This is a genomic window from Nonomuraea pusilla, from assembly GCF_900109355.1.
GTDB classification, from domain to species: Bacteria; Actinomycetota; Actinomycetes; order Streptosporangiales; family Streptosporangiaceae; genus Nonomuraea; species Nonomuraea pusilla.
The window spans coordinates 61,202-85,538 of sequence record NZ_FOBF01000006.1; the positions used below are offsets into that span (position 1 = coordinate 61,202).

The window sequence follows — 24,337 nt, forward strand, 5'->3', positions numbered from 1 at the left end:
TCCGGCTCGACGGCGGGCACGGCGACAGGTGTCGCAGCGGGAACGGCGGCAGTCGACGCGGCCGGCGCGGCTCGCGTGGCTCACGCGAGAGCGGTTCGCGGGTGCTCGACCTGGTTCGTCCGATGGGACGAGAGGAGCCCGCCCGGAGGGGCCGAGTGCGTCCCCCGCGGGATGGAAATGGAAAACGCGCCCTGGCGGGCGTGGGGGACCCGCCAGGACGCGCTTCCTGCCGTGTGCGGCGGCGTCAGGACTCCGGCGAGGGATGGAGTCCTGGACCGTCAGTCCGCCCACGGAGTCGATGGGGGAGCGTGCAGGCTCGCGACGCGCGTGGCCTTCGGCGATGCGGTGAGCTGCACCAAAGGGGTCATCGATGGGTGCGGGACGGGGGCGCCACCCTCCTCGTTCCAGACTAAGGATCCGTCGTCGCACCTCATGGTGAGCTCTCCGGGCATCACCTGCGCGAACGCGCTCTTCCCCTGGCAGGTGTGGGTTAATCCCCCCTGACTCAATGCGTAACGCAGTGAACGCATTGCATCACGAGGGTCATGCCAGGGCAGGAATGCTGTACTCGCGCGGCCCGGCGGCACTGGCCTTCACCCCCTCACCGGCCTTTAGATGGATTTGTACCAACGAATGGATGATGCGGCTGCCAAGGGGGTGCGGTCAAGGGGTTGTGGCCTGCTAGAACCAGATCGTCTAAATTGTTGGAACAAAAGGGGTGAAAGTGGCAAGGTCGGTGCTGTATCAGCAGGTGGCTGCGGAATTGCGACGCGCCATCTACTCGGGTGTCCTCGGCCCCGGGGCACAGCTGCCGACCGAGGCGCAGCTCATGGAAGACCATGGGGTGAGCAGGAACACCGTACGCCTGGCCTTGGGGGAGCTCGTCAACGAGGGGCTCGTCTCGCGCACGCCGCGGCGCGGAACCGTGGTCAGGGACCGGCGGCCGCTGCTCATCTACCCGCAGCGCGAGCTGGAGCCGCAGCCCAAGGGGGAGCTGCGTGAGGCGTTCGCGTACGCCGTGGCGCAGGAGGGCCGCGAGCCCAGCCAGTACATCGAGGTGCTCACGGTCTCGCCCGTCGAGGAGATCGCCAGCAGGCTGGAGCTGGCGGAAGGGGAACTGGCGGTGGTGAGACGCCGTCTGCGGTTCGTGGACGGCCAGCCGTACAACACCAACGATTCCTACTTCCCCCGCGACCTGGTCGCGGACTCCGAGATCGCACGGCCCGGCGACATCGCGCGAGGAGCGAACCGGGTGCTCGAAGAACTCGGCCACGCGCAGGTCCGCGTCGTGGACGACATCTGGGCGCGCATGCCCAACCAGGAGGAGGCGGAGCGGCTCCAGTTGGAGCTCGGCACGCCCGTCATGGTGTACGTCCGCGTCGGTTATGACCGGTTCGATACGCCGGTTCGTGTCGCGGTGTCCGTTCTGCCCGCAGACAAACATCTGATCAGATACGAGCTCGACCGCCGCTAGACGGGCTCGGTTGAAGGGGTGATCCCGCCGGCCGGGCGCAGCGAGAAATAAGCCGCCTCGCTGGCCTGGGGGAGTCGTGCATACTCCCCTAAATCGCCATTTATCCATATATATCGGGTTGAGGACCGATTTCGGCCCTGCGCGACATTGCGTCATCACGCTCTGTGTTCACGCGCACACTCATCGCAACGAAGGGCACTCCTATGCACACCACCACACTCCTTCACCCGCTCGCCCTCCGCCCCGCCGAGCCGGCGGACCTGCCCGGCGTCCTTTCGCTCCTCGCCGACACGGCCGAGTGGCTGTACTCGCGAGGTGTCCGGCAGTGGCCGCGCGGCGGGTTCGGCCCGGAGCGCATCGAGCCGCTCATCGAGGAGCGCGTCCTGTTCCTCCTGGAGGACGAACTGCGCTACCTCGACCTCGGCGACCAGGCGCCGCCGGTGGCCACGATCGCGCTCGACAGGAACGCCGACCCGGAGTTCTGGACCAGAGCCGACCGGCCGGAGTCCGCGCTCTACGTGCACAAGCTCGCCGTGGCGCGCCCCTGGTCGGGCAGCGGGCTCGGCGACGCGCTGCTCGACTGGGCCGGGGGGACCGCCCACGCCGCGGGCCTGCCGTGGCTGCGGCTCGACTGCTCGAAGGACAACCCGCGGCTGCAGGAGTACTACCGCTCGCGCGGCTTCCGCCACGTCCGCACCGTGGACCTGCCGCACCGGGCGTCGGGGGCGCTCTTCGAGCGTCACGCGGATGATCTGCCGGTGATGGCGTTCCGCGACCTCACCGTCGCGGAACTCATCAGCGCGTAGGGGGCACCGAACCGATCGGCACAGCACGGATCATCGCGGCGCCGATCACCCCGAGGCGGATCGGCGCCGTACAGATCGGCGGCGTGCGGATCAGTGAGGGTGGGTCAGCGCCGTGCGGGTCGGCGCTGTGCCGATCGGTGCTCAGGGTGTCCCCGGTCCCGGGCGGCGGGGCTGCGGATCTTTTCCCGTTTTCCCTGCCGAAATGGTGCAGAGCACCATATAGCCTCTCCTCCATGACCGGATCCCTCCTCGAGGTGATCGCGCTGAACGTGCGCGACGCCCTCGCCGCCGAACAGGGCGGTGCCGACCGGCTGGAGGTCGTCGCCGACATGTCGGTCGGCGGGCTGACCCCCGCGCCGGAGACGGTCGCCGCGATCGCCGCCGAGTGCCCCCTTCCCCAGATGGTGATGCTGCGCTGCGACGCCGGTTTCACCGCCGACCCGGACGTCCTCGCCCGGCTCACGCGCGACGCCAAGGCGCTGGCCCAGGCAGGGGCGGCCGGGTTCGTCTTCGGGTTCCTCGACGGGGCCGGCGTGGTGGACCTCGCGGCCACGGAGGCGCTCATCCACGCCGTCTCCCCCCTGCCATGGACGTTCCACCGCGCGGTGGACCACGCCGCCGACGTGCAGGCGTCCTGGCGGGCGGTGCGGCTGCTGCCGAACCTCGCCACCGTGCTCACCTCCGGCTCGCCCGAGGGCGTGGGGGAGGGGCTGCACGTGCTGAAGGCGCGGGCCGAGGCGGGAGACGCCTCCATCGTCCTCGCGGGCGGCGGCCTGCGGCCCTCGCACGTCCCCGTGCTGCTGGACTACGGCATCCGCGCCTTCCACGTCGGCTCGCCGGTGCGGACCGGCTGGTCGGAGCCGGTGGAGTGGCGGCTCGTCCGCCAGTGGCGCGAGCTGGTCGACCGCCACTGAGGACCGCCGCCACCGGCCCGGGGCGGCGCGGGCGCTACGGCTGAGCCTCCGGCAGGACGGCGTCCCCGCGGTGCAGGCGCTACTGCTGAGCCTCCGGCAGGACGGCGTCCGCCCGGCGCAGGGCGGCGGCGAGCGTCCTGACCGTGGCGGGCTCGTCCATGACGCCGCCCCCGCCCGCCCGCCGCTCCCGCCAGGCGTCCACCCGCTCCCTGTACGTCGCGTAACGCTCCAGATGGAACGCGTAGACCGCGGCGAACCGGCTGACCAGGTGCGACGGGTGCATGTCCCAGCCCTGGCCGAACCCGTGCGCCAGCGAGTGCCCGACCAGCCCGGCGTGCCGCCGCCACAGGGCGTGCACGTCCGCGGTCGCGTCCGAGGCGGGGAAGGCCGCCAGCGAGCCGTCGGAGAGCTCGACGCCCGTGCCCGCGAAGGCCGTCCGCATGACGTGCCTGGCGTGGTCGCAGGCCGGGTGGTCGAGCCGCTGCTCGTGCGGCGGCAGCCCGATCGCCGCGGTGTAGTCGAACACGCCGAAGTGCGCCGCCGCGAGCCGCCCGTCCAGGGTCAGGGGCAGGCCGGCGCGCAGGAACGCCAGCGTCTGCGGCGCCTCCACCTGCATCTCGAACCGCAGCCGCCCCGGTGAGGCCGCGCCGAGCGCCCGTTCAAGGCGCTCCAGGACACCCGCGAACTGCCCGAGGTACTCCTCCATCAGCACCTTCGGGAACGTCACCGTGAAACCGGGCGGCAGCCCGCCCGCCAGGTCGCACACGCCGGTGACGAACGCGTCCAGGGTGCGTACCGACCTGGCCGGGTCGCCGTCGGCGAACGACTTCACCCGCAGCCCCCAGCGCCGGGGCAGCGCGCCCGCCCGGTGCAGCTCCGCCACGGACGCCGCGGCCCGCCAGGCGTCGGCGTCCTCCTCGTCGCCGGGGCGGACGCCGTACCCGTCCTCGAAGTCCACCCGCACGTCCTCCACCGGCTCGGCCGCCAGCTTGCGCAGCAGCAGCCCGTGCACGGTCGCGGCCGGGCCCTCGCCGACGCCGAACACCTCCGCCAGCTCGCCCGGCCCCGGCAGGTGCGCGCGCGCCAGCGCGAGCGCCTCGTCCCGCCAGGCCCCGAGGGTGGCCGCCGAGAACCGGTCGGCGGGGACGTAGACCGTGTGCACGGGCTGCCGGGCGGGCCCGTCGGAGGGCCCCTCCCCGGGGAAGAGGGCGAGCTGGCGCCGGTACGCCTCCCCGAACCCGGGGACGTCCCCCGGCTCCCCCAGGCTGACGCGCACGGCCGCCCCTCAGGCCCGGCCGCAGGCGCGCAGCATCGCCTCGAGGCCGACCAGCTTGACCCGCTCGCCCCGGCCCAGCGTCCTCGCCAGCTCCTCCTCGGCCGCCTCGATCCCGAGCCACTCCTCGTAGGTCACCGGCCGCACCCCGCGCGCCGCCAGCAGCTCCTCGACCGGCACGTGGGCGACCCGCTCCCTGCCCGCCAGGTCGGAGAGCAGGGTGCGAACGGTCTCTGCCGCGTCGGACTTGTTGGTGCCGATCACGCCGGTCGGCCCGCGCTTGAGCCAGCCCGCGACGTACTCGCGGTCGCGCACCCGGCCCGCCTCGTTGGGCACCGTCATGCTCTCCTCGGAGAACGGCACGCCGGGCAGCGGCACGCTCTGGTAGCCCACCGAGCGCAGCACCATGCCGACGGGCAGCGTCTCGTACTCGCCGGTGCCGGTCACCCGGCCGTCGTCGGACAGGCGGGTGCGCTCCAGCCTGAGCCCCTCCACCCGCTCGTCGCCCAGGATCTCCACGGGACGCAGCCAGAACCGCACGTCGAGGCGGCGCGGCCGGCCCTCGGGCTCGCGCGCCGCCCACGAGCGCAGCACGTCGACGTTGCCCTGCACCTGACGGGGGAACCCGCCACCCAGCGCCACGGCCTCGTCGGGCCGCACGCAGACGTCGGCGTTGGCCAGCTCGCCCAGCTCGCGCAGCTCCTTCAGCGTGAACTTGGCGTGCTCGGGGCCGCGCCTGCCGATCATGTGGATGACCTTCACCTGGCTGCCCGCGAGGCGTTCGAGCACGTCGTGCGGCACGTCGGTGGCGCGCAGCTCCTCGGCGGTCTTGGCCAGCACGCGGACGACGTCCACGGCGACGTTGCCCACGCCGATGACGGCCACCTCGGTGCTGTCGAGCGTGAACCGGCCCGGGTCGACGTCGGGATGCCCGCAGTACCAGTTGACGAAGTCGGTGGCGGCGACGCTCCCCGGCAGGTCCTCGCCGGGGATGCCTAGCCTCCTGTCCACCATCGCGCCCGTGCAGTAGATCACCGCGTCGTAAGCCGCGAGCAGGTCGGCCACGGACAGGTGGACGCCCAGCTCGACCCCGCCGAGGAAGCGCACCTGCGGCAGCTCCAGGACCCTGCGCAGGTAGTTGGCGATCGACTTGATCGACGTGTGGTCGGGGGCGACGCCGTAGCGCACGAGCCCGTACGGGGTGGGCAGCCGTTCGAGCACGTCCACCTCGACGGGCTCCGCGGACTGCTTGACCAGCGCCTCGGCCGTGTAGATGCCGGCCGGGCCCGACCCGATGACCGCCACGTGCAACGCCACGCTGCCTCCCTATGCCGATGATCGTGGCCCACGGGCGACGCGTCCCACCAGACGCAACCGGCCACGATGATCGATGTATCCCCGGTCGCCGGTCCGGACGAACCCGTCCCTGGCGAAGGCCGCGCGGTCGCCGCGCCCGCCCGCGTAGCCGCTCATCACGGCCCGCGACCGCAGCAGCACCTCGCCCTCCTCGCCCTCCGGCAGGACGCGGCCCGCCGCGTCGCGCACCGACACGTCCACCCCGCCGGACGGGCGGCCCACGCCGACCTCGGCGTCCTCGGGAGGGTCGTCGGGGCGGGTGCCGAGCCCGAGCCCGGCCTCGGTGCAGGAGTACCGGTTGCAGACGGGCACGCCGTACCTGTCGCGCAGCGCCTGGAACAGTTCGGGCGGCGCCGGGCCGCCGCCGCACAGCACCAGCGACAGTCGGGGCAGGTCCTCGCCGCCGTCCAGGATCTCCGCGAGCTGCTCCGGGCTGCCCTGCAGCACGCCGAGCCGGTGGTCGCGCAGCACCCGTACGGCTCCTTCCGCGCTCCACGCGGGCAGGACGTGGCAGGTACGCCCGGTCTGGAGGAACACGGGCAGCCGGGTGGCGAACCCGAGCCGCCCCAGCGGGTGGGGCACCAGCCGCGGGTCGCCCCCGCCCCAGCGGTGGCCGGCGCCCCTGGCGCGGATCGCGTCGAGCTGCCGGGCGCCGAACACCACGCCCTTGGGCGGCCCGGTGCGCCCGCTGGTGAAGGCGATGACGACGGGCCGTCCCGGGTCGGGCGGGAGCGGCGGGGGCGGCGGCTCGGCCCGCCGGAGCCCGCCCAGCCGCGCGGGGTCGTACGGGCGCGTCCCCTCACCGGTGTCCCGGCCGGCGCCGAGGGGGAGGGTGACCACGTCCACGGCGGGCATCGGCGGCAGCACGCCGGGGGCGGTCACGACGAGAGCGGGGTCGAGCGCGGCGAGCAGGCCGGTCCTGCGCGCGCCGACCCCGGCCGCCACCGCGCCGATCTTGGCCGCGGCGACGTGACAGATCACGAACTCGGGGCCGTCGGGCAGCGCGAGCGCCACGACGTCGCCCACGCGCGTGCCGCGGTGGGCCAGCCCGGCGGCCACCTGGTCGGACAGCCGGTCGAGCGCGGCGAAGGACAGGACGGACGATCCGGTGACGACCGCCGCGTGCTCCCCGAACCTGCGCGCGGCCTCTCCGGCCAACAGGCGCAACATGGCGGCTCCTGGGCACGAGGGCGCTCATCCCAACTATGCCCATATTTCGCCATATTGCTGCCGAGAACCCCGAGGAATTCGCCCCTCCGGATACGGGGGTCAGCTCGCGTCGCGGTAGGCGAGCGCGTCGGCGCGGATGCGCATGACCCGCTCCTCCAGCTCCGCCACGTCGAACGGCACGGCCGACGCCTCGAACTCGGCGCTCAGCGACCGCAGCATGTCCATGCCGTCCCAGCTCGCGGCGAACTCGTCGTCGATGGGGCTCACCAGGTCGCCGAGGGCGGCCCCGGCGCGGCGGCGCAGCACCAGCAGCCGCCACTGCCCGAGGAAGCGGTGGAACTCCGCCAGCCGCTCGCCCGCCTCCGCGACCTCGGCGACGACCTCCCGCAGCGCCTGGTTCACCCGTCCCGCCCTGGCCGACAGTTCCAGGACGCTGCCGTGCACCGCGTCGCACAGCAGCGGCACCTCGCCCAGCGAGGTCGGCGGCGCGACGCCGTCCAGCACCTCGGCGGCGAACGCGGCGATCATGTCGGTGTGCAGGCTGGCGAGCGCGATGCCGAGCCGCAGGTCGGCGACGTCCGAACGCAGCGACGCGAGCCGAGGCGCCAGGCGTTCCAGCGCGGCGACGGCCTTGCCCGCGGGCACGGCCATGACGCGGGCGGTGTTGTGCAGGACGGGCGCGGTGGCGGCGACGGCCGCCGAGGCGGTCTGGGCCGCCTCGATCGCGCGGTCCAGCCGGCGGGCGACCGCGAGCACCTCGGCGAACGAGCGCAGCAGCCGCTCGCTGAGCTGCCGGTAGCCCTCCAGCCGCAGGACGAGGTCGGCCAGGGTCGAAGCGAGCGCGCCCGCCCCCGCGAGCACCTCGGCGATCGGCCCGCGCCCCCGGGATCGGGCGTAGACGGCGGAGGCGAGCCTGCCGCGCGTCGCGACCTCGCCCGTCAGCGCCTCGGTCAGGAACGCGTCGTGCGAGCCGAAGCCCAGCTCGCCGAGGAGCTCCTCCAGGCGTTCCTGGCCGGCGCGCGCGACGTCGCGCCTGGTCGCGCCTTCGCGGGCCGCCGCCTCCAGCTCGACGTCCGCGACGTCCTTGTACAGCCGCTTGACCTCCTCGGCCAGCGGCGTCCGCGGCGCCACCCGCACCGACAGGAAGCCGTCGGGCGACGGCGTCATGGTGGCGAAGACCCAGTAGTGGCTGCCGTCCTTGGCCAGGTTGCGCACGTACGCGCCGGCGGCACGGCCGTCGAGCAGGCGCTCCCAGATCAGCCGGAACGCGCCGGCCGGCATGCCGGGGTGGCGCACGATGCTGTGCGGGGCCCCGGTGAGCTCGTCGAGCGAGAACCCGGAGACGCGGACGAACACGGAGTTGCCGCTGCGGATGAGCCCGCGCCGGTCGGTGGTGGAGAAGAAGAGCTCGTCCGGGCTGATGAACCGCTCGATCCCACTAAAACTCACCCGAACTTCTCCTTTTGTGACGGAACGTAGTCACAGCCTAGATCACTTCGGTAGGCGAAAGATCCCAACTAGCTGTGATCTACGACAAACTCTCGCCGCGCCGCGAGCGACTCGTGCACGTTCCGTGACGGCCGCCCGGCCGGAAGCGGAGGCGGGCCAGGGTGGGGGGAAGACTTGCGGGAAGGGCACGTACGCGATCAGAGTGGTTGCTCGTGAGGCGAAAGCACGCGCGACAGCGGACGGACGGCCCCCACCCGGGCCCGTCCGGTGACGGCGTCCCGCTGACCGGCGCGCGCAGGTACGAGGCCTTCGGGCGGGTCATGGCGGCGCTCGCGACCGAGGCGGAGTTCATCGAGTCGTGCCGCGACCTGACCTGGTGGCGCGGCGCCGACCACAGCTGGCACATCGAGTGGCGCGACGGGCCCTTCGCCTCCGAGGTGGCGTCCCTGCTGGCCGGGCACCTGCGCGACCCCGAGCTCGGCGGCGGCGCGGCGGCCGAGGCGGGCCCCGCCACGGGCGGCTCCGCCGTGCTCGACGTCATGGGCGTGCGCTTCGAGCTGCGCGCCATCGACCCCATGGGCCGGGCCAGGGTGCGCTCGCGTCCCGGCTTCTGGCGTCTGGCGGAGGCCCTCGACACCACCCGCCGTACGAACACCAGGCAGCCGTGGGAGGAGCTGCTCGGCGGCTGAGCAGGGCCGGAGGAGACCGGGGTTTGTGGCCTGTTAAAGGAAATTTGCCTTTTTTGTACGGTTTCATACCCTGGTGGAGGTCGTCCCCAAAGCAATTCGGGGGAGGGGATCGACCGGAGACTGACGATGAACGAACCTTCCATCGACTACGCCGACTTCGCCGAGTACGACCGGCGCCAACGCGGCATCGAACGCCATCTGCTGACGTCCTTCCTCGGGGGACTGGCCGTCGGCCTCGTCGGCATGCTCGCCGTCGGCCGCGGGCCCGGCTGGCTCGGCCTCGTCTACGACCCCTACGTCTACCTCGCGCTCATCCTCGCCGTCGGGGCCACCGCGTCCGGGTTCGGCTGGGCGCTGCTGACCACCTTCCTCGCGATCGTCGCCACGCTGGTCGCGGGCATGGGCGCGGGCGCCCTGCGCGGCGGCACCGGCTTCGAGACCATCGGCGGCAGCGCCGCCGGGCTGAACTGGACCCTCGCCCTGCTCGTCGCGCTCGGCCTGCTCGCCCACGTCACCCGTAGGCAGGACGGCTGGGGCGACGCCGCCGCCGGGGCGATCGGGGCGATCCTGGTCGCCGACGCGTTCGACCGGGCCACGCCCGGCTTCATCGACAGCGAGCAGGCGTTCTGGCCCTGGCCCGCGCTGGCGGTCGGCGTGCTCACCGTCGCCCTGGTGCTGTGGCTGCGCCGCAGCCTGTGGGGACGGGTGCGGGCGCTCGCCTTCTCCACCGTGCTGGGCGGCCTGTTCACGCTCGCCTTCGCCTCGTTCGTCACCGGATGGATCCCGCTCGCCCTGTGACCGGCGCCGCGCCCTTTTAAGCCCGAGCGCACCGCCCCCGCGACTCGATAGCCTGTAGTCCTCCACATCGGTTCGAGCAAGGAGTGGCCGTGTTGCTGCGCATGTCGTCGTTGTTTCTTCGCACCCTGCGGGACGACCCGGCAGACGCGGAAGTGCCGAGCCACAAGCTCCTGGTCCGCGCCGGCTACGTCCGCCGCGTCGCGCCCGGCATCTACTCCTGGCTGCCCCTCGGCAAGATGGTCCTGGAGAACGTGACGCGGATCGTCCGCGAGGAGATGAACCGGATGGGCGGCCAGGAGGTGCTCTTCCCCGCCCTGCTGCCCCGCGAGTACTACGAGGCCACCGGCCGCTGGACCGAGTACGGCGACCTGCTGTTCAGGCTGCAGGACCGCAAGGGCGTCGACTACCTCCTCGGCCCCACCCACGAGGAGCTGTTCACCGACATGGTGAAGGGCGAGTACTCCTCGTACAAGGACTACCCGGTCACGCTCTACCAGATCCAGACGAAGTACCGCGACGAGGCCAGGCCCAGGGCCGGCATCCTGCGCGGCCGCGAGTTCCTCATGAAGGACTCCTACTCGTTCGACCTCGACGACGACGGCCTCAAGCGCTCCTACGAGCAGCACCGCGAGGCCTACATCAAGATCTTCGACCGGCTCGGCATCACCTACAAGATCGTGTTCGCCACGTCGGGCGCGATGGGCGGGTCCGCGTCCGAGGAGTTCCTCGCGCCCACGCCCACCGGCGAGGACACCTTCGTGTCCTGCCACTCCTGCGGCTACGCCGCCAACGCCGAGGCCGTCACCACCCCCGCGCCCGCCGCGCGCGACATCGAGGGCCAGGAGCCGCTGCGCGTCCTCGACACCCCCGGCACCCCGACCATCGAGTCGCTCGTGTCGTACATGAACGAGCACCACGGCCTGTCGATCACGGCCGCCGACACGCTCAAGAACGTCGTCGTCAAGATCACCACGCCCGGTTCCGACAAGGTCGAGACCCTCATCGTCGGCGTGCCCGGCGACCGCGAGGTCGACTTCAAGCGCCTGGAGGCGTCGCTCGCGCCCGGCGAGCCCGCCATCTTCGAGGCCGACGACTTCGCCGCCCACCCCGGGCTCGTCCGCGGCTACATCGGCCCGCAGGTCCTGCGCGAGCTCGGCATCCGCTACCTCGTCGACCCCCGCGTCGTCACCGGCACGTCCTGGGTCACCGGCGCCAACGAGCCCGGCAAGCACGCCGTCAACGTCGTCGCCGGGCGCGACTTCGTCCCCGACGGCACGATCGAGGCCGCCGAGGTGCGCGCCGGCGACGCCTGCCCGCGCTGCGGCTCCGAGCTGTCCATCGACCGCGGCATCGAGATCGGCCACATCTTCCAGCTCGGCCGCAAGTACGCCGACGCCGCCGGGCTCGACGCGCTCGGCCCCGACGGCAAGCCCATCCGCATCACCATGGGCTCGTACGGCGTCGGCGTCTCCCGCGCGGTGGCGGTCATCGCCGAGCAGGCGCACGACGAGCTGGGCCTGGTCTGGCCGCGCGAGGTGGCGCCCGCCGACGTCCACATCGTCGGCACCGGCAAGGAGAACCAGGTCGAGGTCGCCCTGGAGCTGGCCGCCGACCTGGAGCGGCGCGGCCTGCGGGTCCTCGTCGACGACCGGCCGCAGGTCTCGCCCGGCGTCAAGTTCAAGGACGCCGAGCTGCTCGGCATACCGACCATCGTCGTCGTCGGCCGCGGGCTGTCGCAGGGCGTCCTGGAACTGCGCGACCGGGTGACCGGCGAGAAGTCGGAGATCCCGCTCGCCGAGGCCGCCGACCGCATCGCCGCCGCCACCCGCTGAGCAGTCCCCGCGATCGGGCCCTGCGATCGGGCCCACGCGGCGCCTGTCCACCTGGCCCGGCCGTCTGTGGGGAACGTGATCGGGCCCGTGCGGCGGCCGTCCATCGGGCCCGGCCACCCGCGGGCCCCGCGATCGGGCCCACGACGCGGCCGTCGCTCGGGCGCTGCCGCTCATCCCGCTCGGCGCGGCTGTCCTGGCCGACCGGGCGAAGGCCCTGTGGGCGTCGTGGCGGTGCGCAGCGCCCGGCAGGCGGTCTCAGCCCGCCGGGGTGGTCGCCGTGCTCTGGGTGCCGTCCTGAGGCCCCGGGGAGGGCCCCGTGGGGAGCCCGGTGGAGGCCGGGGGAGAGCCGGTGGGCGACGCGGCGGGCGGCAGGCCGGGGAAGGCGGCGGGCGGCGCGGGGCGCAGGCTGTAGGAGCGCGTCGCCGCCTCCTGCACGGCCAGCGCCGCGTGCTCGCGCAGCGCCGCGTCGGAGGCGGCCGCGAGCTCCAGGTACGCCGCCGCGACCCCTGCCTCCACCTGCGCCGCCAGCCGCGCCGCCTGGCCCGGCCCCGTGGGCACGAACGGCAGGGCGTACGACGCCTCGGCCTCCGCCGGCCTGCCGCCCCTGGTCGTGATCATGGCGCGCAGCCTGTCGCGCCTGGCCCGGTGCGCCTCGAAGGCGGCCGAGATCCTCGACCTGAGCGCGCCCGACGTGCGCGCGCCCAGCAGCCCGTACGCGAACACGGCGGCGTGCTCGGCCGCCAGCGCCTTGCGCAGCTTCTCGACGTCTCCGCCGTCCGCGCCGGCCTGGTCGCTGCCGCCGTTCGCGGTGGCCCTGACGCCGCCGCTCCTGGAAGCCCAGGCGCCGCCGCCGGTCACAGCGACCTCGGCAGGGCCGCGGCGTGGACCGCCTCGCAGGCGCCGATGCTGGCGATGAGCTGCGCCAGGCCGGGTGAGGCGGTGGCGAGCTGGCGCGGGCGCTGCGCCGCCGCCCTGCGCTCCAGCTCGCGCAGCCGCGACAGCGACGGCCCGCGCTCCGCCCCAGGGGAAGGCGACGTGGAGGGCGCGCCGGACGGCCCCTGCGACGGCGACCCGGAGGGGGGCGGCGACGCGGAGGAGGAGGCCAGGGCGGCGGCGGGCAGGTGCCTGCGCAGCTCGTCCAGGTGCGCCCGGTGCCGGTCCATGAACGGGGCCAGCCTCTCGGCCCCCTTGCCGCCCAGCTCGCCGATGAGCGCGGCGTAGAGCGCCACCGTGCGTTCCTTCTCGGCGACGAGGGACTTCAGCAGCACGGTCTCGGGCGAGTCGGGAGGCGGGGCCTCGGGCGCGGGAGACCGGCCGCTGCAGGCGGTGAGGGCGACCGCTCCGCCCGCCAGCACGGCTCGCCGGGAGAGGTGACGCGGGCGCACGGGCTGGGACCTCCAGTGACGACGGAACGCAGATAGCATCGTACGGTCTCGGGCCCCGCCACGCCGTCAGGCGACGCCCGGGGCCGAGCACGACGAGTGGCGCTCTTTCGAGCGCCCCGTACAGATAGGGTGTCAACTGTCGTCGCTGGCTGAGCGGCCGGGCGGCGCAGAGCCAGAGGCGAGGTCCGCCCGGCTGAGACTTGACAATAGGGGAGGTCGATATGGGCAGCGCATCACCCCGCGACCACCTGATGAAGCTCCTTGAGCCCGTGGTCGGCGCGGAGGGCCTCGACCTGGAGGACGTCACGGTCACCCAGGCGGGCAGGCGACGACTGCTGCGGGTGATCGTCGACCGCGACGGAGGGGTGAGCCTCGACGACGTGGCCGAGGTGAGCCAGGCCGTGTCCGCGGCGCTCGACCAGGACGACTCGATGGGCCAGGCGGCGTACACGCTGGAGGTCTCCTCCCCTGGCGTCGACCGCCCGCTCACGGAGCCGCGCCACTGGAGGCGGGCCGCCAAGCGCCTGGTGAAGGCCGAGCTGCGCGAGGGCGGCGCGGTCGAGGGCCGCGTGCTCTCGGCCGACGAGACGGGCGTCGAGCTGGACGTCGCCGGACAGGCGCGCAGGCTCGACTACAAGGACCTGACCCGAGGCAGGGTGCAGGTGGAGTTCCGCCGGATCGACGAGATCGACGACGTTGAGGACGTCGACGACGCCGACGGCGACGAGGGCTAAGGGGGAGCCTCGTGGACATCGACATGAGCGTCCTGCGCAGCCTGGAGCGGGAGAAGGACATCTCCTTCGACCTGGTCGTGAAGGCGATCGAGGACGCGCTGCTGATCGCCTACTTCCGCACGGAGGGCGCCGCGCCCAAGGCCAGGGCGGAGCTCGACCGCACCACCGGCCACGTCACGATCTGGGCGGCCGAGCTCGACGACGACGGCGACGTCGTCAGGGAGTTCGACGACACGCCGAGCAACTTCAGCAGGATCGCCGCGACCACCGCCAAGCAGGTCATCCTGCAGCAGCTGCGCGACGCCGAGGACGAGATCAACTTCGGTGAGTTCGCGAGCCGCGAGGGCGAGCTGGTCTCGGGTGTGATCCAGCAGGGCAAGGACCCCCGGGTGGTGCTGGTCGACCTCGGCAGGATCGAGGCCGTGCTGCCCCACGCGGAGCAGGTGCCGGGCGAGGAGTACGTGCACGGCGAGCGCATCCGCGCGTACGTGGTGCAGGTGAAGAAGGGGCACAAGGGCCCCTCGGTCACGCTGTCGCGCACGCACCCCGGCCTGGTGAAGAAGCTGTTCGCGCTGGAGGTGCCGGAGATCGCCGACGGCACCGTGGAGATCGCGGCCGTGGCGCGCGAGGCCGGCCACCGCACCAAGATCGCGGTGCGCTCGCGCAAGCCGGGCGTGAACGCCAAGGGCGCCTGCATCGGCCCGATGGGCTCGCGTGTGCGCAACGTGATGACGGAGCTGCACGGCGAGAAGATCGACATCATCGACTGGTCCGAGGATCCCGCGGACTTCGTCGGGAATGCGCTGTCTCCCGCGCGTGTTTCCCACGTCGAGGTTCTCGATCTCGAGGGGCGTGTCGCACGGGTGACCGTGCCCGACTACCAGCTCTCTCTGGCGATCGGCAAGGAAGGGCAGAACGCCCGGCTGGCCGCGAGGCTGACCGGGTGGCGGATCGACATCCGGCCCGACACCCAAGCAGAGGACGCCGCCGGTTCCGTAGATGCGTCAACACGGTAAGCTGGAATATGGTGACCACGCGGCTCCACAGCGCACCTGTGTGGGCTGCAGGGTTCGCACGGCCAAGTCCGAGCTGCTCCGTCTGGTGCGGGTAGGGAACGATGTCGTCCCCGACCTGCGAGGACGGCTCGCGGGGCGCGGTGCATCGCTGCATCCGTCCTTGAGCTGTCTGGAGCTCGCCGAGCGCCGCCGAGCGTTCCCGCGCGCGTTCCGCGTGCCGGGGCCGCTCGACGTCTCGCGCGTGCGGGCGCACCTGGAGGGAGAACCACCAATGTCATGTAGGACGCCGAGTTGATGGGCGGAGTCAGATTGCTATGAGCGCCTGATGAGCACGCGGCGATGAAGACGTCAAGGTAACGACGGTCCGGACGGCACAGCCAGCCTCCCGGGCCGAGTAAGGGAGTGCAGTGGCGAAGGTCCGGGTATACGAGCTCGCTAAGGAGTTCGGCGTCGAGAGCAAGGTCGTCATGGCCAAGCTCCAGGAGATGGGGGAGTTCGTCCGTTCGGCGTCCTCGACCATCGAGGCGCCGGTGGTCCGCAGGCTCACCGAAGCTCTGGGCGCATCGAAGGGTGGGCCCTCCAGGGGCGGCGGTTCGCCGTCCAACAAGCCGCAGCCGCCGAGGGCTGCTCCCCGGCCGGGCGACAGCCAGGCCGGCAACGGCGCCGCCGAGGCGCCTGTCCAGTCCGCTCCGCGTCCGGGCCCGAGGCCCGGTCCGCGTCCCGGCCCGGTGGGCGGCGGCCAGCCGCGCCCGCCGGTGCCGATGCCTCCGCAGCAGCAGCAGCCGCAGCCTGAGGCCGCGCGTGGCGAGAGCACGTCCGGCGCGCCGCAGGCGCGCTTCGACAGCGGCACCCGTCCGACTCCGGGCCCGCGCCCGGGCCCGGGCCCGCGTCCTGGCGCCCCCTCCGGTGGCGGCACGCAGGCTCCGCGTCCCGGCGGCCAGTCCGGTGGCGGTCCGCGTCCCGGTCCGCGTCCCGGCGCTCCGTCCGGTGGCGGCCAGGCTCCGCGTCCTGGTGCTCCGTCCGGTGGCGGTCCGCGTCCCGGCCCCGGGCCCAAGCCCGGTCCGCGCGGCCCGCGTCCCGGCAACAACCCGTTCTCGTCCAACGCCAGCGGCATGGGGCAGGCGCGCCCGCCGCGGCCGGGCGGTCCCCGTCCCGACGGCGGCCCCGGCCAGCGCGATCGGCGTGACGGCGGTTCCCGCGACGGCGCGATGCCGCGTCCGCCGCAGGGCCGTCCCGGCGGCGACGCCAGGCCGACTCCCGGCCCGCGTCCCGGTCCGCCCGGCGCCGCGGGTCCGCGTCCGGGTCCCGGTTCCGCCGGCCCGCGTCCTGGCGGTCCGCGTCCGAACCCGATGATGATGCCGCAGGGCCGTCCCGCCGCTCCCGGCGGCGCCGGTCGTCCTGGTGGCGGCGGCGGTCGTCCCGGTGGCGGTGGCGGCGGTGGCCGTCCCGGCGGCGGTGGCGGTCGTCCCGGTGGCGGCGGCTTCGCCGGCCGTCCCGGTGGCGGTGGCGCCGGTCCGCGTACGGGCACCGGTGGTCCCGGTGGCGGCGGCGGCTTCGGCGGCCGTCCCGGTCCGGGTGGCCGTGGTCGTGGCGGCGGCACGGCGGGTGCCTTCGGGCGTCCCGGCGGCCGTCCTGCCCGCGGGCGCAAGTCCAAGCGTCAGAGGCGCCAGGAGTTCGACAACATGTCGGCGCCGGCGATCGGCGGTGTGCAGGTCGCCCGCGGCAACGGCGCGACGATCCGGCTGCCGCGCGGCGCGTCGCTGTCCGACTTCGCCGACCGCATCGGCGCGAACCCCGCCTCGCTCGTGCAGATCATGCTGCACCTGGGCGAGATGGTCACCGCGACCCAGTCGGTGAACGAGGAGACGCTGCAGCTGCTCGGCGCCGAGCTCGACTACAACATCCAGGTCGTCAGCCCGGAGGAGGAGGACCGCGAGCTTCTCGAGGCCTTCGACATCGAGTTCGGCGAGGACGAGGGCGACGAGGACGACCTCGCCGCGCGTCCGCCGGTCGTGACCGTCATGGGTCACGTCGACCACGGTAAGACCAAGCTGCTCGACGCCATCCGCAAGACGAACATCGTCGCGCGCGAGGCAGGCGGCATCACGCAGCACATCGGCGCTTACCAGGTCTCCGCCGAGCACGAGGGCGAAGAGCGGAAGATCACCTTCATCGACACCCCGGGTCACGAGGCGTTCACCGCCATGCGTGCCCGAGGCGCGAAGTCCACGGACATCGCGGTGCTGGTGGTCGCGGCCGACGACGGCGTCAAGCCGCAGACGGTCGAGGCTCTGAACCACGCCCAGGCGGCGGACGTCCCCGTCGTGGTCGCGGTCAACAAGATCGACAAGGAGGGCGCCGACCCGAACAAGGTCCGTGCCCAGCTCACCGAGTACGGTCTGGTGGCCGAGGAGTACGGCGGCTCGACCCTCTTCGTCGACATCTCGGCGAAGAACGGCACGGGCATCGACGACCTGCTGGAAGCGATCCTGCTGACCGCGGACGCCGAGCTCGACCTGCGGGCCAACCCGACCATGGACGCCCAGGGCATCGCGATCGAGGCGCACCTCGACAAGGGCCGCGGCCCCGTCGCGACCGTCCTCGTCCAGCGCGGCACGCTGCGCGTCGGCGACTCGATCGTCTGTGGCGAGGCGTTCGGACGTGTCCGCGCGCTGCTCGACGACAACGGCGAGCCGGTCGAGGAGGCGACCCCGTCGCGTCCGGTCCTGGTGATGGGCCTCACGGCCGTGCCGAGCGCCGGTGACAACTTCATCGTCGTCACCGACGACCGCATGGCCAGGCAGATCGCCCAGCAGCGCGCCGCGCGCAAGCGCAGCGCCGACATGGCGAAGTCGAGCCGTCGCCGCACCCTCGAGGAGCTGTTCAGCGACCTCGAGAAGGGCCGTGTCGACGAGCTCAAGCTCATCATCAAGGGTGACGTGTCCGGTTCGGTCGAGGCGCTGGAAGACGCGCTGCTCAAGATCGACGTCGGCGACGAGGTCAGGCTCCGCGTCCTGCACCGCGCCGTCGGTGCGATCACCGAGCACGACGTCAACCTGGCGATGGGCGACGACAACGCCGTCATCATCGGCTTCAACGTCCGCCCCGAGCCTCGGGCGCGCGACCTGGCCGAGCGCGAGGGCGTCGACATCCGCTACTACTCGGTCATCTACCAGGCGATCGAGGAGATCGAGGCGGCCCTCAAGGGCATGCTCAAGCCCGAGTTCGAAGAGGTCCAGCTCGGCACGGCGGAGGTCCGCGAGGTCTTCAAGGTGCCGAAGATCGGCAACATCGCCGGTTCTCTGGTCCGCTCCGGCGTGATCGTCCGCAACAGCAAGGCCAGGGTGATCCGCGACGGCGTCGTCGTCGCCGACAACCTGACCGTCTCGTCGCTGCGTCGTTTCAAGGATGACGCGACCGAGGTCCGCGAGGGCTTCGAGTGCGGTATCGGTGTCGGTTACAACGACATCCGGATCGACGACGTGATCGAGACGTTCGAGATGCGGGAGAAGCCGCGCGCGTGACGTGCGGCCGGGCGCCCGGCGGGACATCCGCCGGGCGCCTCTCGCACGCCCTGGCCTGGTCCCCACCGCAGCAGGCCGGCCGTGCGTCTGACACACCAGTGCAAGCGGTGGTTGCCAACGATGTATGTGGGTGCTCTGACCCTGGACATCCTGCTCGGCGACGTGCGGTCGCTCAAGCAGAAGCGCTCCGTCGTGCGGCCCCTGGTCGCCGAGCTGCTGCGGCGTTACCCCGGCATCGCCGTCGCTGAGACCGGCCATCTCGACCTGCACCGCAGGGCGGAGGTCGGCGTCGCGGTCGTCTCCGCCTCCGCGGGCAACTGCAAGGAGGTGCTCGACGCCTGCGAGCGCCTGGTGGCCTTCCGCCCCGAGATCGAGCTGCTGTCGGCCAGGCAGCGGCTCTACACAGACGAAGATTGAACGACTGCACGACCGGGTCGTGCGTGAGGGGGAGCGAACATGGTGGACGCAGCACGAGCGCGCAAGCTCGCCGACCGCATCCAGCAGATCGTCGCCGAGATGCTGGAGCGCCGGATCAAGGACCCGCGTCTGGGCTTCGTCACCGTGACCGACACGCGCATCACGCCCGACCTGCGCGAGGCGACGGTGTTCTACACGGTGTTCGGTTCCGAGGCCGAGCGCGCCGACAGCGCGGCCGCGCTGGAGAGCGCCAAGGGCATCATCCGCTCCGAGGTGGGCCGCCAGACCGGTGTCCGTTTCACGCCGACCCTGACGTTCAAGCACGACCCGCTGCCCGACACCGCGCGCCAGCTCGACGACCTGATCGTGGCCGCGCGGGCGCGTGACGCCGAGGTGGCGCGCCGGGCGGCCGACGCCTCGTACGCCGGCGACGCCGACCCGTACAGGAAGCCGGACGAGGGCGAGGACGACGAGGCGTGACACCCGACGTGCGCGACAGGACCGGCGGTCCGTCCCAGGTGGACGGCCTGGGAGGTTGCGCCGTCCCCGAGCCGGTGTGGGACCGGGCGCTGCGGCTGATCGGGCGGGCCGACGAGGTGGCCCTCGCCTGCCACGTCACGCCCGACGCCGACGCGCTCGGCTCGATGCTGGCGGTCGGGTTCGTGCTGCGGTCGATGGGCAAGCGGGTGGCGGCGTCGTTCGGCGACCGCCACTTCGTCGTGCCGCGGCTGCTGCGCTTCCTGCCCGGCCAGGACCTCCTGGTGCCGCCGTCGGAGTTCCCCGCGGCGCCCGAGCTGATGATCACGTTCGACACGTCGACGTTCGAGCGGCTCGGCCTGCTCAGGGAGAACATCGAGCGGGCGCGCGAGGTGATCGTGGTCGACCACCACCCGTCGAACGAGGGGTTCGGCACCCTCGACCTCATCGATCCGGCCGCGGCCGCCACGGCGGTGCTGGCCGAGCAGCTCGTCTACCGGCTCGGCGGCAGCCTCGACCGCGACATCGCCACCTGCCTGTACGCGGGCCTGGTCACCGACACCGGGTCGTTCAAGTACTCCTCGACCACGCCGTCGGTGCACCAGATGGCGGCCCGGCTGGTCGCCACCGGCCTGCACACCGAGGAGATCGCCAGAGAGCTGTGGGACAAGTCGCCCTTCGGCTACCTGAAGGTGCTGTCGGTCGCGCTCGACCGGGCCGTCCTGGAGGAGGGCCTGGTCTGGACGTACGTGACCCGGGTGGACCGGGCGGCGTACGGGCTGGCCTACAGCGAGCTGGAAGGCGTCATCGACGTCGTGCGCCGCGCCGGCGAGGCCGAGGTGGCGGTGGTGCTGAAGGAGGACGACCAGGGCGCCTGGCAGGTGTCCACCCGGTCGAAGGGTGCCGTGGACGTCGCGGCCGTGTGCGCCGCGCTGGGCGGCGGGGGCCACCGCAAGGCGGCGGGCTTCACCGCGTACGGCACCGTGGACGAGATCATGGCCAGGTTCAGGGAAGAGCTGGGGAAGGCGTAGATGGCCGAGAGCGGCTTGATCATCGTGGACAAGCCGGGCGAGTGGACGTCGCACGACGTCGTGGCCCGGATGCGCCGCCTCGCCGGCACCCGCCGCGTGGGGCACGCCGGCACGCTCGACCCGATGGCCACGGGCGTGCTGGTGGTCGGCGTGGAGAAGGCGACCAGGCTGCTCGGCCACCTGGCGCTCACGGAGAAGGTGTACGAGGCCGGCATCAGGCTGGGCGTGTCCACCAACACCGACGACGCCGAGGGCGAGGTCACCGCCACCGCGTCCGCGGAGGGCGTCACCGAGGCCGAGGTCCGCAAGGGCGTCGAGGCGCTCACGGGGGAGATCCTGCAGATCCCTCCGCAGGTCAGCGCCATCAAGGTGAACGGGCAGCGGGCCTACAAGATGGCCAGGGCCGGCGAGGAGGTCGAGCTGGCCGCGAGGCCGGTCACCGTCCACGCCTTCGAGGTGCGCGCGATCCGGCACGAGGGCGCCACCGTGGACGTCGACGCGGTCATCACCTGCTCCAGCGGCACCTATATCAGGGCGCTCGCCCGCGACCTGGGCGCGGCGCTGGGCGTGGGCGGCCACCTGACCCGGCTGCGCCGCACCCGGGTCGGACCGTACGACGTGAGCATGGCGCGGACCCTCGACCAGCTCGCCGAGGAGTGCGTCGTGCTGCCCATCGGCGAGGCGGTGGCGGCGGCGTTCCCGCGCAGGGACGTCACGGCCGAGGAGGCCAGGGTCGTCGCGCACGGCGGCCGGCTGCCCGCGCTCGGGCTCGGCCCCGGGCCGATCGGCGTGTTCGGGCCCGGCGGCGAGCTGCTGGCGCTGGTGGAGGAGAGCGGCAGGACCGCGAGGCCCCTGGCCGTGTTCGCGAACTAGCCACAGGAACCGGCCGTGCGGGCGGCTTCCTGGGCTAGCCGTGCGTCGTGGCGGGCTTGCGGGCCACCAGGATGTCGCGGGTGATCGCCTGGTCGACCCAGTGCTCGAAGTCGGGGTAGTCCATGACCTCCAGGCCGGCTGCGGCGAGGATCGCGGCGAGGTCCTCGCGCTTGCCGCCGTAGGTGTTCCAGGAGACGCCGATGGCGCCGCCGGGCCGCAGCAGCTCGGCCCACACCGGCACGGCCTGCCTGAGCAGCTCCAGCGGGCTGCGCGACAGCCCGCCGCCGCCCTTGCTGCCGTGCTGCACGCCGTACGGCGTGTCGGTGACGACCGCGTCGAACGAGCGCGGCTTGAAGAAGTCGCGGCCGCGCAGCGTGTCGGCGTTCACGACGGACAGGCGCTGCACGTCGCCCGCCTTGACGGCGTCCTTCGACAGCCCGAACGTGACGTTCAGCCGCCGCCCGACGAGCGCCCGCTCGCGGCGCACCGGCACGGTCTCGGCGGTGTGCTTGAGCCGCTTGTTGCGCAGCCAGGTCTTGATGAAGCCGGTGTACGCCTCGAAGTCCTTGACGTCGACGTCGATGCCGTAGGCGTCGTAGCCGTACATGAGGGCCTGGTTGAGCGTGGTGCCGCGCCCGCACAGCGGGTCGAGCACCGACAGCCGCTCGCCCAGCCCCCGGTCGCCCGCGAGCAGGGTGACGTTGAGCAGGAGCTTGGTGAAGTTCTCGTTCGTCTTGCCGGCGTACTTCTGGATCGTGATGAGGTCGCTGCTGAGCCGGTCGCGCGGGCGCATCGTCAGCGGCCTGAGCAGGTCGCCCTCCAGGCCGAACAGCGCGTACGCGGACGACAGGTTCGACAGCAGCGCGACGTCGGCCTCGCCGAGCGGCGCCGCCGTCTCGAACGTGACGTACGGCACCCCGCCGATCGTCGTCTCGTCGCTGTCGACCACGTCGGCGTCGAGGCCCCGGGCGCTGAAGACGGCCAGCTCGGCGCGGGTCAGCCGGACCGAGCTCTCGGCGTACACCCGGTTGGACGCAGGCAGGATCAGAAGCGCGTATCGAGGCATGATGCCCGATCCTATCCCCCTCGGTTGGAGTGCACCCCGGCCCGCATGGCAGGCTTGTGTGCGATCGGTCCGCGTCGAGCGAATGGGGCCTAGCGTGCAGGGTTCGGGAAGGTCTGTCGTCACCCTCGGCGTGTACGACGGGGTCCACCGGGGTCACCAGCGGGTGGTCGAGCGCGCCGTCGCCATCGCGCGTGAGCGGGGGCTGCGCTGCGTGGCCGTCACGTTCGAGCCGCACCCCGACGAGCTGCTCCACCCGGGCTCCCACCCGCCCCGGCTGACCGGCCTGCGGCGCCGCGCCCAGCTCCTGACCGGCCTCGGCGTCGACGCGGTGGAGCTGGTCGAGTTCACCCTCGACCTGTCGAGGACGAGCGCCGACGACTTCACGCAGCGCCTGCTGGCCGAGCGGCTGCGGGCCGCCGCGGTGGTGGTCGGCGAGGGGTTCACCTTCGGCCACGGCGCGTCGGGCGACGTCGAGACGTTGCGCACGCTGGGCGACAAGTACGACTTCACGGTGGAGGCCGTGCCGACGCTCGGCGGTGTCTCCTCGACGTCGATCAGGCGGCGCGTCGCGGAGGGCGACGTGGAGGGCGCCGCCGCCGAGCTGGGCCGTCCGCACCGGGTGGAGGGCGTGGTCGTGCGCGGCTACCAGCGGGGCCGTCAGCTCGGCTTCCCGACGGCCAACGTCGAGACGCCGCAGCACACGGCGATCCCGGCCGACGGCGTCTACGCCGGGTGGCTGGAGTGCGTGCCGCAGGCCAACATGCCCGCCCTGTACGAGGGGGAGCGCTGGCCCGCGGCCATCTCGGTGGGCACGAACCCGACGTTCGAGGGCGTTCCGCGCACGGTGGAGGCGTACGCGCTGGACCGCGACGACCTGGAGCTGTACGGCGCGCACGTCGCCGTGGACTTCGCCGCGCGGCTGCGCGGCAACACCCGTTTCGACTCGGTGGAGGCGCTGATCGAGCAGATCCACGCCGACGTCGAGGCGGTGCGCCGCCTCACCTCCTGACACCGGCTGCTCTCGGGCGACCGCGCCCGCCGGCCCTGGCCGCCGCTCGGCCCTCGATGTCGTCGCGTCGCTTTGACATACCGGCGGTACGCCGAATAGCGTGACTTCGCATACCGATGGTATGTGGAGGGGGAGTGGTCATGAGGCTCGACGGCTTCTATCCGGTCGTCTGCACCGAGAAGGTGCGGGAATCGCGTGACTTCTACGTGGGCCTGCTGGGGTTCGAGGTGACGTTCGAGGCGGACTGGTACGTGAGCCTGCGCCGCGGGCCGCACGAGCTCGCCCTGCTCGACCACGCCCATCCGACGCTGCCCGAGGCGTACCGCAGGCCGGTCGCGGGGCTGCTGCTCAACCTGGAGGTGGCCGACGTCGACGCCGAGTGGGAGCGGCTGGTCGGCGCCGAGGGGCTGACCCCCGAGCTGGCGCTGCGCGACGAGGACTTCGGCCAGCGCCACTTCATCGTGGCCGATCCCAACGGCGTGCTCATCGACGTCATCACGCCCATCGCGCCGACCTCGGAGTACGCCGCTCAGTACGTGTGAGGGCACGCATCCGGCTCTTGATGGTAACCTTGCATGTCGGCTATGTAATGGCGGTGCTGTGCGCCTGCCCATGAGGGCCTTCATCGCGGCGACTGTAGGCACGCACGGTCGTTCGCTCGTGTTCCGTTCGTGCGTGCCCGTAGATCGAAGGAGAGCCGTGTCCCTCGACACCGCTGCCAAGAAGTCCATCATCGCCGAGTACGCGACCGTCGAGGGCGACACCGGGTCGCCCGAGGTGCAGATCGCGCTGCTCAGCAAGCGCATCAGCGAGCTCACCGAGCACCTGAAGACGCACAAGCACGACCACCACAGCCGTCGTGGCCTGCTTCTGCTCGTCGGTCGCCGGCGTCGCCTGCTGAAGTACCTGCAGAAGGTCGACATCGAGCGTTACCGTTCGCTCATCGAGCGGCTCGGCCTGCGCCGATAGCATGAAAGGGAGCGGCGTCCGCGCCGCTCCCTTCTCATATCGCACATATCGCGAATATCGTCCTAGCGTGGCGAC

24 protein-coding genes are annotated in these 24,337 nt (G+C 72.6%); 17 read left to right on the forward strand and 7 right to left on the reverse strand.

Annotation, left to right across the window (positions count from 1 at the left end):
• Positions 1-751: 751 nt before the first annotated feature.
• The 3 genes from BMX74_RS14660 (at position 752) to BMX74_RS14670 (ending at position 3,194) form a co-directional block, all read left to right on the forward strand.
• Positions 752-1,474, forward strand: a complete 723-nt coding sequence (locus BMX74_RS14660) for a GntR family transcriptional regulator (RefSeq protein WP_256256976.1) — start codon at positions 752-754, stop codon at positions 1,472-1,474.
• A 203-nt stretch (positions 1,475-1,677) separates the two neighbouring features.
• Entirely contained in the window at positions 1,678-2,280 is a 603-nt protein-coding gene (locus BMX74_RS14665; protein WP_055503640.1) for a GNAT family N-acetyltransferase, read from the forward strand.
• A gap of 233 nt (positions 2,281-2,513) precedes the next feature.
• Positions 2,514-3,194 (forward strand): copper homeostasis protein CutC, encoded by a 681-nt coding sequence (locus BMX74_RS14670; RefSeq protein ID WP_055503639.1) that lies wholly within the window; start codon positions 2,514-2,516, stop codon positions 3,192-3,194.
• Positions 3,195-3,273: 79 nt separating this feature from the next.
• Here the strand turns inward: BMX74_RS14670 and BMX74_RS14675 are convergent, their stop codons facing one another.
• From BMX74_RS14675 to BMX74_RS14690, 4 genes are all read right to left on the reverse strand, one after another.
• Positions 3,274-4,470, reverse strand: coding sequence for a DUF6986 family protein (locus BMX74_RS14675; protein WP_091100855.1), 1,197 nt, complete (start codon positions 4,468-4,470; stop codon positions 3,274-3,276).
• Positions 4,471-4,479: 9 nt separating this feature from the next.
• Positions 4,480-5,784, reverse strand: coding sequence for an FAD-dependent oxidoreductase (locus BMX74_RS14680; protein WP_082534924.1), 1,305 nt, complete (start codon positions 5,782-5,784; stop codon positions 4,480-4,482).
• 9 nt (positions 5,785-5,793) lie between these two features.
• Positions 5,794-6,993 carry a class I adenylate-forming enzyme family protein gene (locus BMX74_RS14685; RefSeq protein ID WP_091100857.1) on the reverse strand — a complete coding sequence of 400 codons (1,200 nt, stop codon included), beginning with the start codon at positions 6,991-6,993 and terminating at the stop codon, positions 5,794-5,796.
• A gap of 99 nt (positions 6,994-7,092) precedes the next feature.
• Positions 7,093-8,442: a PAS domain-containing protein gene (locus BMX74_RS14690; RefSeq protein WP_055503635.1), complete on the reverse strand. Its 1,350-nt coding sequence runs from the start codon at positions 8,440-8,442 to the stop codon at positions 7,093-7,095.
• 212 nt (positions 8,443-8,654) lie between these two features.
• Between BMX74_RS14690 and BMX74_RS14695 the strand changes: the two genes are divergently transcribed.
• The 3 genes from BMX74_RS14695 to BMX74_RS14705 all read left to right on the forward strand — a co-directional run bounded on the left by BMX74_RS14695 (position 8,655) and on the right by BMX74_RS14705 (position 11,761).
• Positions 8,655-9,131 carry a hypothetical protein gene (locus tag BMX74_RS14695; RefSeq protein ID WP_256256954.1) on the forward strand — a complete coding sequence of 159 codons (477 nt, stop codon included), beginning with the start codon at positions 8,655-8,657 and terminating at the stop codon, positions 9,129-9,131.
• 126 nt (positions 9,132-9,257) lie between these two features.
• A complete protein-coding gene (locus BMX74_RS14700; RefSeq protein WP_055503633.1) occupies positions 9,258-9,929 on the forward strand; it encodes a hypothetical protein in 672 nt (223 codons plus the stop codon).
• Between the two features lie 89 nt (positions 9,930-10,018).
• Positions 10,019-11,761 carry a proline--tRNA ligase gene (locus tag BMX74_RS14705; protein WP_082534923.1) on the forward strand — a complete coding sequence of 581 codons (1,743 nt, stop codon included), beginning with the start codon at positions 10,019-10,021 and terminating at the stop codon, positions 11,759-11,761.
• Between the two features lie 255 nt (positions 11,762-12,016).
• Here BMX74_RS14705 and BMX74_RS14710 read toward each other — a convergent pair whose 3' ends face one another.
• Complete coding sequence (locus tag BMX74_RS14710; protein WP_256256956.1) at positions 12,017-12,619, reverse strand: ferritin-like domain-containing protein; 603 nt, start codon at positions 12,617-12,619, stop codon at positions 12,017-12,019.
• Positions 12,616-13,146 carry a hypothetical protein gene (locus BMX74_RS14715; protein WP_055503632.1) on the reverse strand — a complete coding sequence of 177 codons (531 nt, stop codon included), beginning with the start codon at positions 13,144-13,146 and terminating at the stop codon, positions 12,616-12,618. The genes BMX74_RS14710 and BMX74_RS14715 overlap by 4 nt, the downstream gene beginning before the upstream one ends.
• A 221-nt stretch (positions 13,147-13,367) precedes the next feature.
• Between BMX74_RS14715 and rimP the strand changes: the two genes are divergently transcribed.
• From rimP to truB, 8 genes are all read left to right on the forward strand, one after another.
• Positions 13,368-13,880: a ribosome maturation factor RimP gene (gene rimP, locus BMX74_RS14720; protein ID WP_055503631.1), complete on the forward strand. Its 513-nt coding sequence runs from the start codon at positions 13,368-13,370 to the stop codon at positions 13,878-13,880.
• Between the two features lie 11 nt (positions 13,881-13,891).
• On the forward strand, positions 13,892-14,896 hold the full coding sequence (gene nusA, locus BMX74_RS14725) for a transcription termination factor NusA (protein ID WP_055503630.1): 1,005 nt from the start codon (positions 13,892-13,894) through the stop codon (positions 14,894-14,896).
• The gene (locus tag BMX74_RS14730; RefSeq protein ID WP_082534922.1) at positions 14,880-15,191 is read left to right on the forward strand and encodes a YlxR family protein; all 312 of its coding nucleotides are present in this window, start codon (positions 14,880-14,882) and stop codon (positions 15,189-15,191) included. Before nusA ends, BMX74_RS14730 begins: the two co-directional genes overlap by 17 nt.
• A 112-nt stretch (positions 15,192-15,303) precedes the next feature.
• Entirely contained in the window at positions 15,304-18,420 is a 3,117-nt protein-coding gene (infB, locus tag BMX74_RS14735) for a translation initiation factor IF-2 (RefSeq protein ID WP_091100860.1), read from the forward strand.
• A gap of 120 nt (positions 18,421-18,540) precedes the next feature.
• On the forward strand, positions 18,541-18,837 hold the full coding sequence (locus BMX74_RS14740) for a DUF503 domain-containing protein (protein WP_055503628.1): 297 nt from the start codon (positions 18,541-18,543) through the stop codon (positions 18,835-18,837).
• Positions 18,838-18,876: 39 nt separating this feature from the next.
• Complete coding sequence (gene rbfA / locus BMX74_RS14745; protein ID WP_091100863.1) at positions 18,877-19,317, forward strand: 30S ribosome-binding factor RbfA; 441 nt, start codon at positions 18,877-18,879, stop codon at positions 19,315-19,317.
• On the forward strand, positions 19,314-20,345 hold the full coding sequence (locus BMX74_RS14750; protein WP_055503626.1) for a DHH family phosphoesterase: 1,032 nt from the start codon (positions 19,314-19,316) through the stop codon (positions 20,343-20,345). The genes rbfA and BMX74_RS14750 overlap by 4 nt, the downstream gene beginning before the upstream one ends.
• Complete coding sequence (truB, locus tag BMX74_RS14755; RefSeq protein WP_055503625.1) at positions 20,346-21,218, forward strand: tRNA pseudouridine(55) synthase TruB; 873 nt, start codon at positions 20,346-20,348, stop codon at positions 21,216-21,218.
• A gap of 34 nt (positions 21,219-21,252) precedes the next feature.
• On the opposite strand, the gene BMX74_RS14760 is transcribed toward truB, so the two are convergent.
• Complete coding sequence (locus BMX74_RS14760) at positions 21,253-22,284, reverse strand: TRM11 family SAM-dependent methyltransferase (RefSeq protein ID WP_055503624.1); 1,032 nt, start codon at positions 22,282-22,284, stop codon at positions 21,253-21,255.
• A gap of 82 nt (positions 22,285-22,366) precedes the next feature.
• Between BMX74_RS14760 and BMX74_RS14765 the strand changes: the two genes are divergently transcribed.
• The 3 genes from BMX74_RS14765 (at position 22,367) to rpsO (ending at position 24,262) form a co-directional block, all read left to right on the forward strand.
• Positions 22,367-23,293: a bifunctional riboflavin kinase/FAD synthetase gene (locus BMX74_RS14765; protein ID WP_055503623.1), complete on the forward strand. Its 927-nt coding sequence runs from the start codon at positions 22,367-22,369 to the stop codon at positions 23,291-23,293.
• Positions 23,294-23,433: 140 nt separating this feature from the next.
• Positions 23,434-23,835 (forward strand): VOC family protein, encoded by a 402-nt coding sequence (locus BMX74_RS14770; protein ID WP_055504109.1) that lies wholly within the window; start codon positions 23,434-23,436, stop codon positions 23,833-23,835.
• Between the two features lie 157 nt (positions 23,836-23,992).
• Entirely contained in the window at positions 23,993-24,262 is a 270-nt protein-coding gene (gene rpsO / locus BMX74_RS14775; RefSeq protein WP_055503622.1) for a 30S ribosomal protein S15, read from the forward strand.
• Positions 24,263-24,337: the final 75 nt, after the last annotated feature.

Bases quoted from the DNA above. Each gene is read 5' to 3' on its own strand.
- BMX74_RS14665 (WP_055503640.1), top strand. From the start codon at position 1,678: ATGCACACCACCACACTCCTTCACCCGCTCGCCCTCCGCCCCGCCGAG.
- BMX74_RS14670 (WP_055503639.1), top strand. From the start codon at position 2,514: ATGACCGGATCCCTCCTCGAGGTGATCGCGCTGAACGTGCGCGACGCC.
- BMX74_RS14685 (WP_091100857.1), bottom strand. From the start codon at position 6,993: ATGTTGCGCCTGTTGGCCGGAGAGGCCGCGCGCAGGTTCGGGGAGCAC.
- BMX74_RS14700 (WP_055503633.1), top strand. From the start codon at position 9,258: ATGAACGAACCTTCCATCGACTACGCCGACTTCGCCGAGTACGACCGG.
- rimP (WP_055503631.1), top strand. From the start codon at position 13,368: ATGGGCAGCGCATCACCCCGCGACCACCTGATGAAGCTCCTTGAGCCC.
- BMX74_RS14730 (WP_082534922.1), top strand. From the start codon at position 14,880: ATGCGTCAACACGGTAAGCTGGAATATGGTGACCACGCGGCTCCACAG.
- BMX74_RS14740 (WP_055503628.1), top strand. From the start codon at position 18,541: ATGTATGTGGGTGCTCTGACCCTGGACATCCTGCTCGGCGACGTGCGG.
- rbfA (WP_091100863.1), top strand. From the start codon at position 18,877: ATGGTGGACGCAGCACGAGCGCGCAAGCTCGCCGACCGCATCCAGCAG.
- truB (WP_055503625.1), top strand. From the start codon at position 20,346: ATGGCCGAGAGCGGCTTGATCATCGTGGACAAGCCGGGCGAGTGGACG.
- BMX74_RS14760 (WP_055503624.1), bottom strand. From the start codon at position 22,284: ATGCCTCGATACGCGCTTCTGATCCTGCCTGCGTCCAACCGGGTGTAC.
- BMX74_RS14765 (WP_055503623.1), top strand. From the start codon at position 22,367: ATGGGGCCTAGCGTGCAGGGTTCGGGAAGGTCTGTCGTCACCCTCGGC.
- BMX74_RS14770 (WP_055504109.1), top strand. From the start codon at position 23,434: ATGAGGCTCGACGGCTTCTATCCGGTCGTCTGCACCGAGAAGGTGCGG.